The 16618-nt window shown below is 64.3% G+C and carries 17 protein-coding genes and 1 pseudogene; all 18 read left to right on the forward strand.

What is annotated here, in order from left to right:
• Positions 1–548: pseudogene (locus tag HP556_RS01680) on the forward strand (FAD-binding protein); the annotation flags it as partial.
• Positions 545–865 (forward strand): 4Fe-4S dicluster domain-containing protein, encoded by a 321-nt coding sequence (locus tag HP556_RS01685; protein WP_175365675.1) that lies wholly within the window; start codon positions 545–547, stop codon positions 863–865. The pseudogene HP556_RS01680 and the gene HP556_RS01685, both read left to right, overlap by 4 nt.
• A 45-nt stretch (positions 866–910) precedes the next feature.
• Positions 911–1738 (forward strand): ABC transporter permease, encoded by an 828-nt coding sequence (locus tag HP556_RS01690; protein WP_175365676.1) that lies wholly within the window; start codon positions 911–913, stop codon positions 1736–1738.
• Positions 1735–2538 carry an ABC transporter permease gene (locus HP556_RS01695; protein WP_175365677.1) on the forward strand — a complete coding sequence of 268 codons (804 nt, stop codon included), beginning with the start codon at positions 1735–1737 and terminating at the stop codon, positions 2536–2538. The genes HP556_RS01690 and HP556_RS01695 overlap by 4 nt, the downstream gene beginning before the upstream one ends.
• 10 nt (positions 2539–2548) lie before the next feature.
• Positions 2549–3298, forward strand: coding sequence for an ABC transporter ATP-binding protein (locus tag HP556_RS01700; protein WP_175365678.1), 750 nt, complete (start codon positions 2549–2551; stop codon positions 3296–3298).
• A gap of 17 nt (positions 3299–3315) precedes the next feature.
• Complete coding sequence (locus tag HP556_RS01705; protein WP_175365679.1) at positions 3316–4380, forward strand: ABC transporter substrate-binding protein; 1065 nt, start codon at positions 3316–3318, stop codon at positions 4378–4380.
• Positions 4381–4425: 45 nt separating this feature from the next.
• The gene (locus HP556_RS01710) at positions 4426–4698 is read left to right on the forward strand and encodes a hypothetical protein (protein WP_175365680.1); all 273 of its coding nucleotides are present in this window, start codon (positions 4426–4428) and stop codon (positions 4696–4698) included.
• A gap of 300 nt (positions 4699–4998) precedes the next feature.
• Positions 4999–6042, forward strand: coding sequence for an ABC transporter substrate-binding protein (locus HP556_RS01715; RefSeq protein ID WP_338117516.1), 1044 nt, complete (start codon positions 4999–5001; stop codon positions 6040–6042).
• Complete coding sequence (locus HP556_RS01720) at positions 6039–6818, forward strand: ATP-binding cassette domain-containing protein (protein ID WP_175365673.1); 780 nt, start codon at positions 6039–6041, stop codon at positions 6816–6818. Before HP556_RS01715 ends, HP556_RS01720 begins: the two co-directional genes overlap by 4 nt.
• Positions 6815–7675, forward strand: a complete 861-nt coding sequence (locus HP556_RS01725) for an ABC transporter permease (protein WP_175365681.1) — start codon at positions 6815–6817, stop codon at positions 7673–7675. Before HP556_RS01720 ends, HP556_RS01725 begins: the two co-directional genes overlap by 4 nt.
• Positions 7672–9345 (forward strand): amidohydrolase, encoded by a 1674-nt coding sequence (locus HP556_RS01730; protein WP_210269026.1) that lies wholly within the window; start codon positions 7672–7674, stop codon positions 9343–9345. Before HP556_RS01725 ends, HP556_RS01730 begins: the two co-directional genes overlap by 4 nt.
• Positions 9346–9373: 28 nt before the next feature.
• Positions 9374–10390, forward strand: a complete 1017-nt coding sequence (locus HP556_RS01735) for a pyridoxal phosphate-dependent aminotransferase (protein ID WP_175365682.1) — start codon at positions 9374–9376, stop codon at positions 10388–10390.
• A 354-nt stretch (positions 10391–10744) separates the two neighbouring features.
• Complete coding sequence (locus HP556_RS01740) at positions 10745–12184, forward strand: amidase (protein WP_175365683.1); 1440 nt, start codon at positions 10745–10747, stop codon at positions 12182–12184.
• The gene (atzF, locus tag HP556_RS01745) at positions 12181–13608 is read left to right on the forward strand and encodes an allophanate hydrolase (protein WP_175365684.1); all 1428 of its coding nucleotides are present in this window, start codon (positions 12181–12183) and stop codon (positions 13606–13608) included. The genes HP556_RS01740 and atzF overlap by 4 nt, the downstream gene beginning before the upstream one ends.
• The gene (locus HP556_RS01750) at positions 13605–14588 is read left to right on the forward strand and encodes an ABC transporter substrate-binding protein (protein WP_338117517.1); all 984 of its coding nucleotides are present in this window, start codon (positions 13605–13607) and stop codon (positions 14586–14588) included. The genes atzF and HP556_RS01750 overlap by 4 nt, the downstream gene beginning before the upstream one ends.
• A 24-nt stretch (positions 14589–14612) precedes the next feature.
• Positions 14613–15410, forward strand: coding sequence for an ABC transporter ATP-binding protein (locus tag HP556_RS01755; protein WP_175365685.1), 798 nt, complete (start codon positions 14613–14615; stop codon positions 15408–15410).
• 3 nt (positions 15411–15413) lie between these two features.
• A complete protein-coding gene (locus HP556_RS01760; RefSeq protein ID WP_175365686.1) occupies positions 15414–16238 on the forward strand; it encodes an ABC transporter permease in 825 nt (274 codons plus the stop codon).
• Positions 16239–16325: 87 nt separating this feature from the next.
• A complete protein-coding gene (locus tag HP556_RS01765) occupies positions 16326–16616 on the forward strand; it encodes a gamma-butyrobetaine hydroxylase-like domain-containing protein (protein ID WP_175365687.1) in 291 nt (96 codons plus the stop codon).
• The last annotated feature ends 2 nt before the right edge of the window (positions 16617–16618 follow it).

Below are 16618 nucleotides of genomic sequence, written 5' to 3' on the forward strand. Positions count from 1 at the left end.
AGCTCATTTGCGGCGGCTTCACCGGAGGCGGCAGCCACAATGCGGCCTGGGCGATGTCATCGGGCTACTGGTCGGGCCAGGGCGCAGCACGTTACGTCAAGGGCACGCGCCGTATCCGCCGGAATGCAACGGGCGCCGGCACCGTGGGCCTGCAGGAAAGCACGCGCCCGACATTGAACGGCGCGGCGCTTGCCACAGCCGTGCAGAACGAGGTCTTCCCGTACGAGATCAACTATTTCCGCGAAGCTGGTCGCCTGACGGCATCGCTCGCGCGCCTGGACACACTCTGGCACGACGCCACCAAGGCAGGCGCCGTGTCGGGCATTGACGCGGTCCGTGCGCGCGAAAGCGCCGCGATGCTGGCAACGGCACGCTGGATGTATCGCAGCGCGCTGGCGCGCAAGGAAACCCGTGGCATGCATCGCCGAGACGACTTTCCCGAGCAGGATCCGTCGCAGCGCCACTACATCACCACCGGCGGCCTCGACGAGGTCTGGACCTCCGTTCGTCCGCACGCCGAAGCATCTCTTGCGGAGGCCGCAGAATGATCGAAGTTATCGATTCCGAAACTTGCACTTCCTGCAATATCTGCGTCCGTGTCTGCCCGACAAATGTGTTCGACAAGACCGAAGGCGTGCCCGTCATCGCCCGGCAGGACGATTGCCAGACCTGCTTCATGTGCGAACTGTATTGCCCTGAGGACTCGCTCTACGTCTCACCCTTCGCGGATGTATCAGTCAGCCTCGAAGCCGCGGAGCTCAAGCAGACCGACGCACTCGGCAGTTATCGACGCGCCATCGGCTGGACCAAGGAAACACGGGATCAGCGCGGCATCGATCGCAGCTATCGGCTATTTGGCCACTGACAATACCCGATGGTGTCGGACGCATTGCGCGTCCCGGAGCTTCGCATGAACGTCAGATCCGTGGCCGTCGACCGTGTCGTCGATCGCTTTCCCGCCGTTCGCCGCATCTGGACGGCGCGCGCGGTCGGCCATCGGCTGCTGCCACTCGCGATTCCACTGATCGTCCTCATCGCATGGCAATGCGCGGCATCGCTGCGGCTTCTGCCGGTGCAGATCCTGCCGCCGCCGCTACTGGTGGCGACCACGGCCATCGACCTGATCCGCGGCGGCGAGATCGTCGACGGGCTTCGCGTCAGCCTGTGGCGGATCGGAATCGGTTTCGCCATCGGCGCCGGCAGCGGCCTCGTCCTCGGCGCGCTGCTCGGCCTATCGCGCACCGTCGAGGCCTATTGCGGACTGACCTTCAGACTGCTCGCGCAGATTCCGTCGCTCGGCTGGCTGCCGATCCTGCTGCTGATCTTTGGTCTCGATGAGACGCTCAAATTCGTTCTCATCGCCAAGGCCAGTTTCGTCCCGACCGTCATTGCCACGTCCGAAAGCGTCAAGCAGATCCCTGCCCCGTTTCGCGAGGTTGCGCGCGTGTTGCAGCTGCCAGCACGATCCTATCTGCGCCGCCTCGTCCTGCCCGCAACCATTCCCGGCATTTTCAGCGGCCTGCGCACCGCATTGAGCCATGCATGGATCGCGCTCATCGTCGTCGAGATGCTCGCCGCCACCGAGGGCGTCGGATACACGATGGTGTGGGGACGCACCCTGTTCCAGATCGACATCGTCATCGTCGGTATGGTGGTGATCGGCCTGATCGGCCTCGCCATGGATACCGGCCTTGCGCGGATCGAGCAGCGACTGCAGCACTGGGAGGCGCGCCCATGAGCGGCGCGACACTTTCCGAAGCTCTGCGAGCGGCGCGCGGCGGCGCAGTGCCGTGGTCACGCGGTCTGGTCTTGCCGTTCGCCCTCGCGCTCGTCTGGGTCTGGTCGATACATGTCGGCTGGCTGTCAAGTCCGCTCGCCATTCAGCCCGAGCGGATTCTGCTCGCTCCGTTCGACGATGCGGCCGGCCGCGAGATCTGGCGAGCCATCGCTGCCAGCGTGTTGCGTTACGCTGTCGGGACCGGCATCGGCATCCTGCTCGGCCTCGCGCTTGGCGCTGCGATGGGCCTCTCCTCCACTGTCGAGCGCGCCAGTGGCGGCTCTTTCCATGCGCTGCGCCAGATCACGCTGTTCGCCTGGATCCCGCTGCTCACCGCCTGGTTCGGCAACGGCGAGGCCAGCAAGATCGTCTATATCGCGCTGTCCGCCTTCTTCCCGGTCGCGCTGAACACCGCCACCGGCCTACGCAACGTGCCGACATCCTATCGCGAAGTGTCGCGCGTGCTCAGCCTGTCGCGTCGGCAGGAGATCCGCCGTGTGCTGCTTCCCGCGGCGCTTCCGGCCATCACCATCGGCATCGAGATCGCGCTGATTAGTGCGTGGATCGGCACCGTCGGCGCGGAATACGCGATCGGCAACGGGCGCGGCATCGGCACCTTCGTTTCCGAAGGGCGTGAACAGTTTCGCATGGACATTGTCATCATCGGCGTCATCGCGCTCGCGGCCACCGGCTATCTAGCGACACGTGTGTGTCGTCGGCTGTCGTCGCTGGCCTTGATGCGCGCTTCAGGCCTGACGTGATGGAAACCGCATGACAGAATTCACCGAACTTGCGATCCGGCATGTCACCAAGAGCTATGTGGTCGACGAGACTCCCCTGCCCGTGTTGCAGGATGTGTCGCTGTCCGTGCTGCCCGGCGAATTCGTCAGCATCGTCGGCGCCTCCGGCTGCGGCAAGTCCACACTGCTGCGCCTCATCGTCGGGCTCGACGACGTCTATCGCGGCGAGATCCTGCTCGGCGGCACGCAGGTGAGCGGCCCCGGCGCCGATCGCGGAATCGTGTTTCAGGATCATCGGCTGTTTCCGTGGCTGACGCTGACAGAGAATATCACGCTTGCGCTCGATGCCTTTCCGCTGCCGGCGGAAGAGAAGGCACAACGCGTCCGCGACGCCATTGCACTGGTCGGCCTGTCCGGCTTCGAGCGGGCACGCCCTGCGCAGTTATCTGGCGGAATGGCACAGCGCGCGGCGATTGCGCGTGCGCTGGTTCGGCGGCCTGCAATCTTGTTGCTGGACGAACCGCTCGGCGCTCTCGACTCGCTGAACCGCACGCGGCTTCAGGACGCGCTGCTGGACATCTGGGAGGCGCAGCGGACCACCGTGATCATGGTGACCCACGACGTCGAGGAAGCCGTCTATCTCTCCACCCGTATCGTGGTGATGGAGCCGCGCCCCGGCCGCATCCGCAGCGTCATCCCGGTCGAACTGGCGGCGCGCGATCGCGCCGCGCCCGATTTCGTCGCGCTCAAACAGCGCGTTCTCGCCGATCTCCGACACTGAAACCAAGAGCAACCATCATGGATAAGATCACGCGACGCAGTTTCACCGCCGGCGCAGCCGCGCTGCTGGCAGCCGGCACAGTGGCCCCCGCCGCCACCGATACTCCGGACACCATCCGCTTCGGCGCCTTCGGTGCCGGCTTCGGACAGCCTTACGGTGTGGCGACCTTCGGCGTCGCCCAGGCCAAAGACTTCATCGCCAACGAATTCAAGGACACACCGGTCAAGCTGGAATGGACCTATCTCGCGGGCACCGGCCCCGCCGTCAATGAAGGCATCGCCAACGGACGGATCGATTTCGCTCAGTACGGCGCATTGCCGAACGTGATCGGCCGCGCCAACGGTCTGCCCACCCGCGTGCTCTTGAATTACGGTCCCACCACGATTTTCGGCGCCGCGCGCAAGGGACTGCCGATCCATTCGATCAAGGATCTCAAGGGGCGCAAGGTCACCTTCCAGAAGGGCACCATCCTGCATTGGGCGTTCCTGCGCGCGCTGCAGGCAAACGGTCTATCGGCCAAGGACCTGACCGTCGTCGATCTCAAGACTGCCGATCAACTCGCTGCGCTGGCCGCCGGCAGCGTCGATGCCAGCATCGGTTCGAGCTCGGTGCTGTCGCTGCGCGAGAAGGGCATCGTCGATATCTTCTATACGTCGAAGGACATCGGCTTGAAGGCCACCGGCTTCGGCGGCATTCTCGTCACAGATCAGTTCCGCGAGAAATATCCCGACGCCACACGCCGCGTCGTCACCGGCCTTCTCAAGGCGGTCGCGTGGATCGGCGACGAAGCCAATCGCGACGAGGCGTTGCGTATCTGGTCGAAATCCGGCACGCCCTACGAGGCCCTGCAGGAGGAATTCCACGGCCAGTCGCTCAAGGAGGCGTTCAATCCGCTCGTTGACGAATTCCTGCTGGCCCAATTCCAGGATGTCGTCGATTTCTCCAAGTCCGAAAAGCTGATCCGCAGCGATATCGACGTGAAAGAATGGGTGCTTGCGGCGCCAATCCACGAGGCACTTGCCAGTCTCAAGCTCGAGAAATTCTGGACGCCGCGACATGCCGATGGATCGCCGAAAGCATAAGGCAACGATTCCGGTTGTTCGGATCGTACTGGGTGGGAGATTGTGATGATCGATTTTCCGCTCAAGCGACGCTATGAGCGCGATCCCGTCGATCTCGACGAAGCGGACACACGGGCGGCATTCGCCGCCTGCGACGCCATTCCATTGGCGATGCGGGCGCGCACGCAGGTCTCGCGCTCGCTGGACCGCTGTGTCCGGCTGCGGCGAACGCTGCGGACACAGCGCCCCGATCGTCCGCAACTGCGCTCCGCCCTCAAGGCCGAGCAACGCGTGCTGGCCCTGATCCGTCAATGGGCGGACGGCCAACGCGTGCGGTGAAGTGAAAGGCCTCCGGCGCGCTACCCTAAGAGTAGGTCCGTTGTTCTCCCGACACGCTTTCGGACAGAAACTTCATCCAAGAAATGCTGCATATCCGAAATTGCCGCAGGCCGTCTGCGCAACGTATCTTCTGCGCGCTCGCACAGTCCGCTCACCATTGCGGCGAACGATGCGACCGCGGCTCGTGCAGCACAGGAGGCCGAACCGGCTCGCGGTGTACCGGCGGATGCGGCGCGCCGAAGCACGGATATTTGCGACCGACGACATCGACATTTTGCCAACCAACCCAGGATCCGATACGTGACAACTTCCCGCCGAGGCGTTCACCTTCCTTCGCTCAGCCGCCGCAATCTTCTGATCGGCGCAGGCGCTACGGCCGCCACCGGTCTTCTCGGCGCTCCGGCCATCGCGCAGACGCATAGCAAGGCCGTGCTCGCTTATGGCAGCACCGGCTACACTTGGGCCCTCCCCTATGTCGCCGAAGCAGCCGGCCTGTGGGAAAAAGCCGATGTCGACCTCACGACGTCATCCTTCGAGACCGGGCGCGATGCCATGCAGGCACTGCTGTCCGGCTCAGCCGATTTCTCCGCCTCCACCGACACGCCGCTGATGTTCGCCGCCCTGACCGGACTGCGTCCCGTCGCCGTGATCAACTACAGCCGCTACTCGCGCGACATGAAGCTTGCAGTGCGCAAAGGTGGCGCTATCGATCCGAAGAATCCCGCAAGCCTGAAGGGTCGCAAGATTGCCACCCGCATCGGCACGTCGGGCCAATTCTTTCTCGCCAAATATCTCGAACTCGCCGGCCTTAAGCTGCAGGACGTCACCGTCGTCGATCTCGCGCCGAATAACATGACGACGGCGCTGGCGCGCGGCGATATCGATGGCTTTGCCTGGACCAGCCAGACCGTCGGCGTGGCACAGAAGCAGTCGAACGGCCAGGTCGATGAAATGACGCTCGACGGGATAGAGAAACACTTCCAGAGCCACCAACTCCTTCTTACCACCGAGCGCGTGCTCAAGGAGAAGCCGGATTTGGTCAACACTGCGGTAAAGGTATTCCTGCAAGCCGAAGCTCGCATTGCCAGCGATAAAAACTGGCCGCAGATCATCGCCGACCGGATCAAGACGCCAGCCGGCGACATCACCGAGGCAACCTCGACTTTCACTTTCAAGCTCACCTTCGACGATCGCTTCGTCGACGATCTCGTTAGCCAGGCCCAATGGGCGATCGATGCCGGACTTGCAAAGCCCCCGAAGGGCGAATTGCGTCCGCTGCTGCGCAGCCTTGTCGTCGACGCGCCGGTCAAGGCTGCGCAGCCAGACCGCGTGACCCTGACGTGAGCCGAGGCACTGCATCGCTGATCGACGTCTCAGGCGTCTCGCAAATCTATGCTGGACGCGACGGCGCTCCCACCTGGGCGCTCCGCGACGTTTCGCTGCAGATCGGCGATGGCGAGTTCGTCTGTCTGATCGGGCCGTCGGGCTGCGGCAAGACCACGCTGCTGCACCTGATCGCCGGCTTCCTGCAGCCAAGCCGCGGCAGCGTCGCATTCCAGCAGCAGCCAATTCTGGGTCCGGGCCCCGACCGCGGCGTCGTATTCCAGGAATATGCGTTGTTCGCCTGGATGACCGCGCGGCAGAATGTCGAATTCGGCCTGCGTGCCAAGCCGCTGTCGCGCGGCGCGCGCAGGCAACTGGCGCTTGATGCGCTCGGCCGCGTCGGTCTGCTCGCCGCCGCCGACAAATATCCGCATGAACTATCCGGCGGCATGCGCCAGCGCGTCGCCGTCGCGCGTGCGCTCGTGGTCGAACCGAAAGTCCTGCTGATGGACGAGCCGTTCGCTGCCGTCGATGCGATGACGCGGCAGACGCTGCAGGACGATCTGCTGCGGCTGTGGAAGGAAACCGGCGTCTCGGTCGTCTTCGTCACCCACAATATCGACGAGGCGATCTTCCTCGCCCAGCGCGTCGTCGTGATGGCGCCGCATCCCGGCGCCATCGTCTCGGAGCGCATCATCGACGCCGACTATCCCCGCGACCGCGGCTCGGCAGCGTTCGGTGAACTCTACGGCTCGATCTCCGGCGAGCTGACCAATGGCACGCGAAGGGCCGCATGACGACGATTTCAGATATCGATCTGTCCGACAATACGCATCCGGCGTCGCCCTCCTTCGAGGCCCAATTCCGTGCCGCCAACGAACACGCACGGCGGAAGGCCCAGCTCACGCGGCTGACCCTGAACATCCTCGGCCTCATGCTGTTCATCGCGATCTGGGAAGTGATCCCGCGCTATTCGGACTGGGTCAACGAAGTCCTGTTCCCGCCGCCAAGCACCGTGTTGCAGGCCTTCATCCCGATGCTGACCTCGGGCGAGATCGGCCGCAACATCGCCATCAGCCTGCAGCGCGCCGGGCTCGGCTTCGCCATCGCGCTCGCTTCGGGCATCATGCTCGGCCTCGTCACCGCGCGTGTCCGCTGGCTGCAATATCTCACCGAGCCGCTGCTGCACGGCTTTCGCGCCATTCCGACTATCGCGCTGGTGCCGCTCTGCGTGCTGTGGTTCGGCATCGGTGAACCGTCGAAGGTGGTGCTGGTTGCATGGGGCGCGTTCTTTCCGATCTGGATCACCACCTTCATCGGCGTGCGTGACATCAATCTGATCTATCTGCGCTCCGCCGCCTGTCTCGGCGCCAGCCGCCGGGACACGCTGCTGCTGGTGGTGTTGCCGGCCGCGCTTCCCTTCATCCTGTCGGGCATCCGCCAGTCCATCGCCGTGTCGTTGATCGTGCTGGTCGCCGCCGAACTGTCCGGCGCATCGGCCGGCGTCGCCTATATGATGTCGCAAGGGCATCAGTTGTTCCGCGTCGACATCATGTTTATCGGCCTCGCGCTGCTCGGCACCTTCGGCTTTCTCGCCGACCGCGTTTTCGTCGCGCTGGCGCGCTGGCTGTTCCCCTGGTACGCGGCGTCATGACAACGCCTGCACTGCGACAGCGGATCTTCGAGAATGCGAAGATCTGGACGTTCGACCGCGAACGGCCCACCGCGCAGGCTATCGCGATCGACGGCAACGTGATCGTGGCCGTGGGCGACCGCGACGCCGTGCGCGCCGCCGCGCCGGATGCCAAACGGATCGACCTGCAGGGCACCTGTGTCATCCCGGGCTTCAACGACACTCATGCGCATATGGAGCGTGAGGGGCTGAAGACGCTGCGCCCCTCACTCGCTGGCGCCAAGTCTGTCGGAGACATCCTCGCCCGCATCCGCGAGGCTGCTGCGATCACACCACCGGGCGAATGGATCGTCACCATGCCGGCAGGCACGCCGCCCTTCTTTTTCGATGGCGTCTCCTCGCTCGCGGAACGACGCCTGCCGAACCGCCACGAACTCGACGCCGCAGCACCCGATCATCCCGTCTATATCCAGGGCGTGTTCGGCAACTGGGGCAAGCCGCCGGGCCACTCGGCCCTCAATTCGCGCGGGCTCGAACTCAACAATATCGGACCGGACACACGCCCGCGCATCGGCGGCGTGGAGATCGAAGTCGATGCGCAGGGCGCACCGACCGGCATCATCGTGGAGCACAACAACCGCCCCACGGTGGAATTCGACATCCTGCCCGCGGTGCCGCGCTTCGACTTCGCCGATCGCCTCGAAGGCGTTCGGCGATCGCAGCGCCTCTACAATGCCAAAGGCACCACCAGCATCTATGAAGGCCACGGCTCCGCCGCCGAGACCATCTCGGTCTATCGCCGGCTGTGGGAACTGAACGAACTTACTATCCGCGCGGGCCTCGTGCTGAGTCCGAGCTGGAACGACCTGACCGAGACGCGCCGCATCATGCGCGACTGGCTCGCCACGGCACGCGGCAGCGGGCTCGGCGACCGCTGGCTGCGCGTCTCCGGCATCCACATCGCCTATGGTGGTGATCCCATCGTCGCCTGCTGCGCTCGCGCACATCTGCCCGACACCGGCTGGTCCGGCTTCGTCGAACAGGCGGTGTCGCCGTCCGACTTCCGCGAGGCGTGCTTCCTCGCCGCCGAATTCGACCTGCGCCTGCACACCATCGTCGGCGACCAGCTGCACGAGATCGTCCCGGTGCTGCGGGCGGTGAACGAGCGACATCCGATCGCTGAACGCCGCTGGGTCATCGAACATATCGGCCGTGCACGGCCTGAGGACATCCACGCGCTCAAGGAGCTCGGCATCTATGTGACGACGATCTCGACTTATTATCTCTGGAAGGGCGGCAGCAAATATCTGAACGAGGCCGATGGCGGCAATGGCGTCGTGCCGCATCGCGCCATCCTCGATGCCGGTATTCCCCTGGCCATCGCCACCGACAATATTCCCTACGATCCGTTCTTCACGCTGTGGACCACCTGCGCCCGCGAGGAGCGCTCCACCGGCCGCGTGATCGGGCCTGATCAGCGCCTCGATGCCCATACGGCGCTCGAACTCTTCACCGCCGCCGGCGCTGCGCTCACTTTTGACGAAGGCTGGAAGGGCCGTCTGAAACCCGGCTTCGCTGCGGATCTCGCGGTGCTGTCCGATGACCCCACGACACTGCCACCGGCGGAGCTGAAGGATCTCTCCTGTCTGCTCACAATTGTCGACGGGCGCATCGTCCATGACGTACGTTGAATCCGCAAAGCGCGTATAGTCCGCCACCATGACCGATGCACCCCGCCCCATCATCCGCCTATCGCATAATGAGAGCCCGTTCGGCCCTTCGCCGCGCGCACTCCGTGCCATCGAGGAGAACGTTGCCCATCTCGACCGCTATGTCGGCGCCGAGCTGGACCAGCTGACTGCCGCCATCGCCGCGCATGAACGTATCGCGCCGGAGCAGATAGTGCTCGGCGAAATCCTCGACGTGCTCGGGCTGTATCTCTCCGCGCAATGCGGCCCCGGCGGCGAGTTCATTTATTCTGAGCCCGGCTATACGGCGCTGGTCGACGCCGTCGCGCCGGCCGGCGCCAAGATCATCGCCGTGCCGCTGAATGATCGGCTCGAAAACGACCTTCCGGCCATCGCCGGCGCAGTAAATGCGCGAACCCGTGCCGTCTATCTCGTCAACCCGCACAATCCGAGCGGCACTGTGAGTCCGGCCGAGGAATTCATCGCATTCGTCCGCGATCTATCGAACCGCGTGCTGGTGATCGTCGACGAAGCCTATCTCGACTACACGCTCGATCAGGAACGGCGCACCGTGGCTGGCCTCGTGCGTGATGGCCATCAGATCGTCGTGTTCAGGACCTTCGCCAAGATCCACGGCCTCGCCGGTCTCGCCATCGGCTATGTGCTGGCGCCTGCCGAGCTTGCCCGATCGCTCAGGCAGATCGGCATTGGCGCGTTTCATGGCCTCAACCGCCTCGGCCTCGTCGCTGCTCAGGCAAGTCTGGCCGATCGCGAACATATCACCGCAGTGCGCACCGCGGTTGCCGCCGAGCGTGAGAGTTGGCATGCCTTCTTTCGCGCGAACGGCGTTTCCTTCTCCGCAGCGCAGGGCAACTTCGTATTCTTCGATGCCGGCCGGCGACACAGTGATGTGACTGCAGCCCTTGCGGCACGGGACATCGCGATCAAGCAATCTTATCCCGCGCTGCCGACCTGGCTGCGGATATCGATCGGCCTGCCCGATGACAATGTACTGGCGCGCCATGTCGTCGCCGACAGCCTACGCTGATCACCCACGATGGCACCGAACGCCGGTAGGAGTGATTTCAGACGAAAGTACGGCCACCAGCGCGCGCATCAAAGCGTGCGGAGGAAGGCGGCGACCGCCACGCTGCATCCGAATAAACGGATGCACCGCTTCCACGGCATTCCGCGCCCACACCTCACCGCCGCCAATCTGGCGAGCAGGCGTCGATCTGCTCTCTGAGAGAATGCTTTCGCAATATCTTTGTTCTCGAAAACTGCGCATGACAGTCGCCGCAGTTCGAATATCGCCTCGCAGCTCAATTCGGCAATTAATTGCTGCAAGGCGGATGTCGCGACGCCTACCCATTGTCTTGTCAAGCACACAAGGGGATGAGGCATGGCAATCCAGAGCACTGCTGGTCAGGCGAATGTATCGGGTGCAACGAGCGGCGCAGACGTCGCATTTCTTTCCGCTGTCGAACTTGTTGAGCTCTACCGTCAGCGACAACTGTCACCTGTCGAAGTCACGCGCGCAATTCTCGATCGCATTCAACGGCTGGAGCCGAAAATCAATGCATTTGCCTTGCTTGATGCAGACTCTGCACTCGCATCCGCTGAAAAATCTGAACAACGTTGGCACCGCGGTGAACCGGCAGGTCTGATCGACGGTGTTCCGGTTGCGCTCAAGGACCTGATCCTGGCGAAGGGTTGGCCAACGCTGCGCGGCAGCCGCGCGGTCGATCCGAACCAGGAATGGAACGAAGATTCGCCGGCGACCGCGCGCCTGCGCGAGCACGGCGCCGTCGTGCTCGGCAAGACCACCACTTCCGAATTCGGCTGGAAGGGGCTCGGCGACAGCCCGCTTACCGGCATTACCCGCAATCCCTGGAATACAGCGCACACACCGGGCGGCAGCAGCGGCGGCTCGGGCGCCGCGGCGGCGATCGGCTTCGGCCCGCTGCATGTAGCAACCGATGGCGGCGGCTCGACGCGGCTTCCCGCTGCACATAGCGGCGCCTTCGGCTTCAAGCAGACATTCGGCCGCGTGCCGGTCTATCCGCCGTCGCAGAACGGCACGTTGTTTCACGTCACCCCACTCACCCGCTCGGTGCGCGATGCCGCGCTGCTGCTCGACGTCATCGCGCGGTCCGACCTGCGCGACTGGAATGCATTGCCGCCGCAGGACGTGGCGTGGCAGAGCGGGCTTGAGGACGGCGTCAAGGGTTTGCGCATCGCATATAGCCCGGCCCTCGGCTACGCAACGGTCGATCCCGAAGTCGCAACCATCGCCGAGAAAGCAGTCAAGGTTTTCGTCGATCTCGGCGCCATCGTCGAGCGCGTCGATCCCGGCATCGAGGATCCGCTGCCCATCTTCCTGACTTTCTGGCAGGCCGGCGCCGCGAAACTGGTGGACAGCTTCGCCCCAGAACGGCGTAATCTCAGCGAGGCCGGCCTACTGGCCGCAGCCGAACAGGGCCGCGCGATCGACGTCGTGTCCTACGTGAAGGCCATCGATCAGCGAGAGGCGCTGGGTCGGCACTTCAGTCGCTTCCATCAGTCCTGGGATCTGCTGATCACGCCCTCTACGGCATTTCCTGCTTCAGCCATCGATGCATCGCAGGCCGATCTTGCCACGCGGCCCATTCGCTCGCCCTTCACCTATCCGTTCAATCTGACGCAGCAGCCAGCGGCATCGATTCCGGCCGGACTGACCGCGGCGGGTCTGCCGGTCGGCCTGCAACTGATCGGTGCGAAATTTGATGATGCGAAGGTCCTGCGCGCAGCGCGGGCCTTCGAGATCGCGCGGCCCTTCGCAACACCGAAGGATCCCACGTGAGCTACCCTGCATCTGAAATCGAACTCGATCTGCCGAAGCTTTCGGCCGCCTATGCGGATGGATCGCTGACACCTTCGCGAGTGGTGGAGTCGATCCTCGACACGATCACAGCGCGCGGAGATGATGGCGTCTGGATCGGGCATGTCGGACGCGACGCGATCTTCGCCCGTGCGCGTGAACTCGAAGGACAGTCGACCTCCGATCGCGCGGCCGCGTCGCTCTGGGGCGTGCCTTTCAGCGTGAAGGACTGCATCGACGTCGCCGGGCTTCCTACGACATCGGCCTGCCCCGGCTATTCCTATGTCCCTACCCGGCATAGTCCTGCGGTCGCGCGGCTGCTGGCGGCAGGGGCGATCTTGATCGGCAAGACCAATATGGATCAGTTCGCCACCGGGCTCGTGGGCGTCCGCTCGCCCTATGGCGTGGCACGCAACCCGTTCGATGCCGACTACATTCCGGGCGGATCGAGTTCGGGTGCCGCCGTCTCGGTCGCGGTCGGTCTCGTCAGCCTGGCGCTCGGCACCGACACCGGCGGTTCGGGCCGCGTGCCCGCCGCGCTCACCAACGTGGTCGGTCTCAAGCCGACGCGCGGCCTCATCAGCGGTGTCGGCACGGTGCCGGCTTGTCGCTCCATCGAAACGATCTCGGTGTTCGCGCTCACCGTCGCCGACGCGCAGGCTGGCTTCGACGTCATCCGCGCGCATGATCCGGAAGACCCGTTCGCGCGGCCGCTGACGCTACGCGAAGCGGACGCATGGCCGTCGTTCCGCTTCGGCGTGCCCGCGGCGCCCTGGCTAGAGTTCTTCGGCGACACGGCGGCGGCCGCACTATTCGATGCCGCCGTCGCGCGCCTCACGGCGATCGGCGGCGTGCGCGTCGAGATCGACTTCGCGCCGTTTCGCGAAATCAACGACATGCTGTTCCTCGGTCCATGGCTCGCTGATCGCTACGGCGCGCTGAAACCGTTCCTTGACCGCAACATCGACGCCGTGCTGCCAGTCACTCGCGACATTCTGCTGGGCGGTACGCAAATCACGGGCGCGCAGGTCTTTGCAGGTCAGCAGCGTCTCGCCGAACTGAAGCAGAAGATCGACGTCGGGTGGCGCGACATCGACGTTCTCTTCGTGCCGACGACGCCCTCCACCTACAGGATCGGCGAGATTGCAGCCGATCCCATCGCCCTCAATGCCCGTATCGGCACCTACACCACATTCGTCAATCTGGCCGATCTCGCCGCGGTCGCCGTGCCCTCGGGCTTCCTGCCGAACGGCCTACCGCAAGGCGTGACGCTGATCGGCCCAGCTCTGTCCGACCGCAGCCTCGCACGGCTGGCCGGCCGGTTTCACCAGCATTCCGGACTGCCGCTCGGTACGCGCGGTCTTGGCATCGCGCCCCCCATACTCAACAAGGAGCTTGTGACGTGACGAATTCAGAACGGTTTTTCGGCCATGCCAGGCGATTGGCCCGCACCGCGTTGGTGCTGGGCGCGGCATTCATCGCCTCGGCTGCGACGGCGCGCGCGGAGGATGTGACGATCGGCGCCGGCCTCTCCATGGGTTGGGGCCAGTTCTTCGTCGCCGATCAGGCCAAGACCTGGGACAAGCAGGGCCTCACGCCCAAGACCACGATCTTCGCCAGCGGCCGCCTCGCACTCGACGCTCTGGTCGGCGGCGGCGTGGTGGTGGCGACCGCAGCCGAAACGCCGGTACTGTTCGCGAATCTCAACGGCCTGCCGGTGCGCATCATCGCCACGCTGAATCGCCAGGAATCCTTCGACCTTGTCGCCGTCAAGGACATCAAGACGATCAAGGACATCAAGGGCCGCAAGATCGGCTATTCGCAAGGCACCAACGCACACTACTACCTGTCGAAGCTGCTGAAGGAAGCGAACCTGACTTTTGCGGACATCACCGCCGTTAGTCTCAATCCCGGCGATTTCGTCACCAGCCTGTCGAACGGGGCGGTCGACGGCTTCATCTGGACCGAGCCACATATCTCGCTCGCGCTCAGGCAGGGCGGCGACAAGTTCCATGCGATCCGCTCGCCCGGACTCTATGTCGGATTTTCCACCGTGATCGCGCTGCAATCGACCATCGACAAGAATCCCGACCTGCTCGTGAAGGTACTGAAGTCGCTGATCGATGCCAACGACCTCATCAAGAAGGATCCGAATGCCGCAGCAGCGCTGATCGCCGAGCGCATCAAGGTCGATCCGGAGATCGTCCGCAACTTCCTGCCGCGCACCCGCTTCAATATCGATCTCGAACGCGCGGATCTCGTCGCCGAACTGCAGACGCAGGCGAAATGGGCGATCGACAACAAGCTGGTGCGGCCGGACGTCAAGGTGCCGGACTTTAACACCGTCGTAGTCGGCTCGTTGCTCGACAAGGCGCGTGAAAAATAGAAACGGCGTCACCGGAGTCGTCGCATGAATGTGAGAGTGGACGTTTCCACGGCATCCGCGGTCCAGCGGCCGCTGATCGCCTGTCACGATCTCGGACATGTCTATGACTCCGGTCGCGGCCGCACGGTCGCGCTTGACCGGGTGTCGCTGACCATCCAGCCCGGCGAATTCGTCTGCGTCCTCGGCCCGAGCGGTTGCGGCAAGACCACGCTGCTCAATATCCTCGCCGGGTTCGTGCAACCGTCGCATGGCGAGGTGCTGATCAACGACTATGCGATCGCCGGGCCGAGTCCCGAGCGCGGCGTCGTGTTCCAGGACTACTCGCTGTTTCCGTGGCTGACCGCGAAGGCCAATGTGGGTTTCGGCCTGCGCATGGCCGGGCGCCCGGCCGCGGAGCGCGATGCCGTCGCCAGCGATCTGCTCCGCCAGGTCGGACTGCCGGAGGCCGGCGACAAATATCCGTTCGAACTGTCCGGCGGCATGAAGCAGCGGATAGCGATCGCTCGCGCGCTGGCAACGCGGCCGGCACTGCTGCTGATGGACGAGCCCTTTGCCGCGCTGGATGCCATGACCAGGGCTTCACTGCAGACAAGGCTGATCGACCTGCAGCAGCGGAGCGCGCAGACGATCCTGTTCGTCACGCACAATATCGCCGAAGCGCTGGTGCTCGGCACCCGGCTGATCGTGATGTCACCGAATCCCGGCCGCGTGGTCGAGGATATCGCCGTCGATCTCGAACGGCCGCGGCGGCGCACCTCGCCGGCCTTCAACGAACTCTACGACCATGTGGCCCGCGCCATCGGTCTCGACACGGCAGAATAGGCGATGGCATTCAAGCTGAAGCAAAACACCGTCGCAGGCGCGTTGGGCACCGTCGGCTTCTTTGCGGTCTGGGAGGCGATCAGCCGCAGCGGCCTCGTCAACAACATCATGCTGCCCGCGCCAACTACCATCGTGCTGTCGGGCTGGGAGCTGCTGGCATCCGGCGAATTGCTACGCCATCTCGGCGCCAGCCTGTGGCGCTCGCTGCTCGGTTTCGTTGTCGGCTCGGTCCTCGCTATTGCAGTCGGCGTCGCGATGGCGCAACTGCCGCTGCTGAACGCAACCATCAATCCTCTCGTGCAGATGTTTCGCGCGATCCCTGCACTGGCCTTCGTGCCGCTCGCGATCTTCTGGTTTGGCATCGGCGAACTGTCCAAGGTGTTCCTGATCGCCTGGGGTGTGTTCTTCCCTGTCTGGGTCAATACCTATCTCGGGGTGCGCGACACCAATCCGTTGCTCGGCCGCGCCGCGGCGAGCCTCGGAGCGCGGGGCTGGCGCAAATTCGCCTTTGTCGTCATTCCCGGCGCCCTACCATTCATCATTGCCGGCCTGCGCGTCAGCCTGTCGGTCGCGCTGGTGCTGCTGGTCGCCTCCGAACTCGCGGGCGCTGCATTCGGCGTCGGCTATCTCATCCAGATGTCGCAGCAGGTGTTTCGCGTCGACTACATGTTCGTTGGCCTGATTGTGCTCGGCATCATGGGCGTGGTCGCCGATTTTCTGTTCGAAGGCGCCGTACGCCGCCTGCTGCCCTGGTATGGGGTTGAGAAGTCGCTGCGCGGAGCGGCCGGGAACAAGAAAGAGCGCAAACTGGCGGAACCAGCTGCCTGATCTGCCCGACGCCGCGCAGAAAGCAATTTATTGCGAGCCGTGTCCGCGACCGACGGTTACAGATCGATGCGAAGCTGGAGATTGCACATGCAACCGACCGAAGTCGCATTGATCGAAGATGACACCATTCTCGCCGTCACCTGGGACGACGGCGAAACCAGTCGCCTGGATGCAGTGACCCTGCGCCAGGCCAGCCGGGCGGCGAGCGAGATCCGGCGCCATGCCGAGGGCGTGGAGCTGATACTGCCGCCGGCGTTTCGCATGCAGAGTGTCGAGCCGATCGGCAACTATGCGCTGCGGCTATTCTTCTCCGACGGGCACGATCGCGGCATCTATCCGTGGGTGTATCTGCGCGAACTCGCCGGCCAGGCAGCGTAAGG

It is taken from the genome of Tardiphaga robiniae (genome assembly GCF_013359755.1).
GTDB lineage: Bacteria > Pseudomonadota > Alphaproteobacteria > Rhizobiales > Xanthobacteraceae > Tardiphaga > Tardiphaga robiniae.

What these genes read in the sequence shown, in the direction of transcription:
- HP556_RS01685 (WP_175365675.1), top strand. Translation starts at nt 545, where the DNA reads ATGATCGAAGTTATCGATTCCGAAACTTGCACTTCCTGCAATATCTGC.
- HP556_RS01690 (WP_175365676.1), top strand. Translation starts at nt 911, where the DNA reads ATGAACGTCAGATCCGTGGCCGTCGACCGTGTCGTCGATCGCTTTCCC.
- HP556_RS01695 (WP_175365677.1), top strand. Translation starts at nt 1,735, where the DNA reads ATGAGCGGCGCGACACTTTCCGAAGCTCTGCGAGCGGCGCGCGGCGGC.
- HP556_RS01700 (WP_175365678.1), top strand. Translation starts at nt 2,549, where the DNA reads ATGACAGAATTCACCGAACTTGCGATCCGGCATGTCACCAAGAGCTAT.
- HP556_RS01705 (WP_175365679.1), top strand. Translation starts at nt 3,316, where the DNA reads ATGGATAAGATCACGCGACGCAGTTTCACCGCCGGCGCAGCCGCGCTG.
- HP556_RS01710 (WP_175365680.1), top strand. Translation starts at nt 4,426, where the DNA reads ATGATCGATTTTCCGCTCAAGCGACGCTATGAGCGCGATCCCGTCGAT.
- HP556_RS01725 (WP_175365681.1), top strand. Translation starts at nt 6,815, where the DNA reads ATGACGACGATTTCAGATATCGATCTGTCCGACAATACGCATCCGGCG.
- HP556_RS01730 (WP_210269026.1), top strand. Translation starts at nt 7,672, where the DNA reads ATGACAACGCCTGCACTGCGACAGCGGATCTTCGAGAATGCGAAGATC.
- HP556_RS01735 (WP_175365682.1), top strand. Translation starts at nt 9,374, where the DNA reads ATGACCGATGCACCCCGCCCCATCATCCGCCTATCGCATAATGAGAGC.
- HP556_RS01740 (WP_175365683.1), top strand. Translation starts at nt 10,745, where the DNA reads ATGGCAATCCAGAGCACTGCTGGTCAGGCGAATGTATCGGGTGCAACG.
- HP556_RS01755 (WP_175365685.1), top strand. Translation starts at nt 14,613, where the DNA reads ATGAATGTGAGAGTGGACGTTTCCACGGCATCCGCGGTCCAGCGGCCG.
- HP556_RS01760 (WP_175365686.1), top strand. Translation starts at nt 15,414, where the DNA reads ATGGCATTCAAGCTGAAGCAAAACACCGTCGCAGGCGCGTTGGGCACC.
- HP556_RS01765 (WP_175365687.1), top strand. Translation starts at nt 16,326, where the DNA reads ATGCAACCGACCGAAGTCGCATTGATCGAAGATGACACCATTCTCGCC.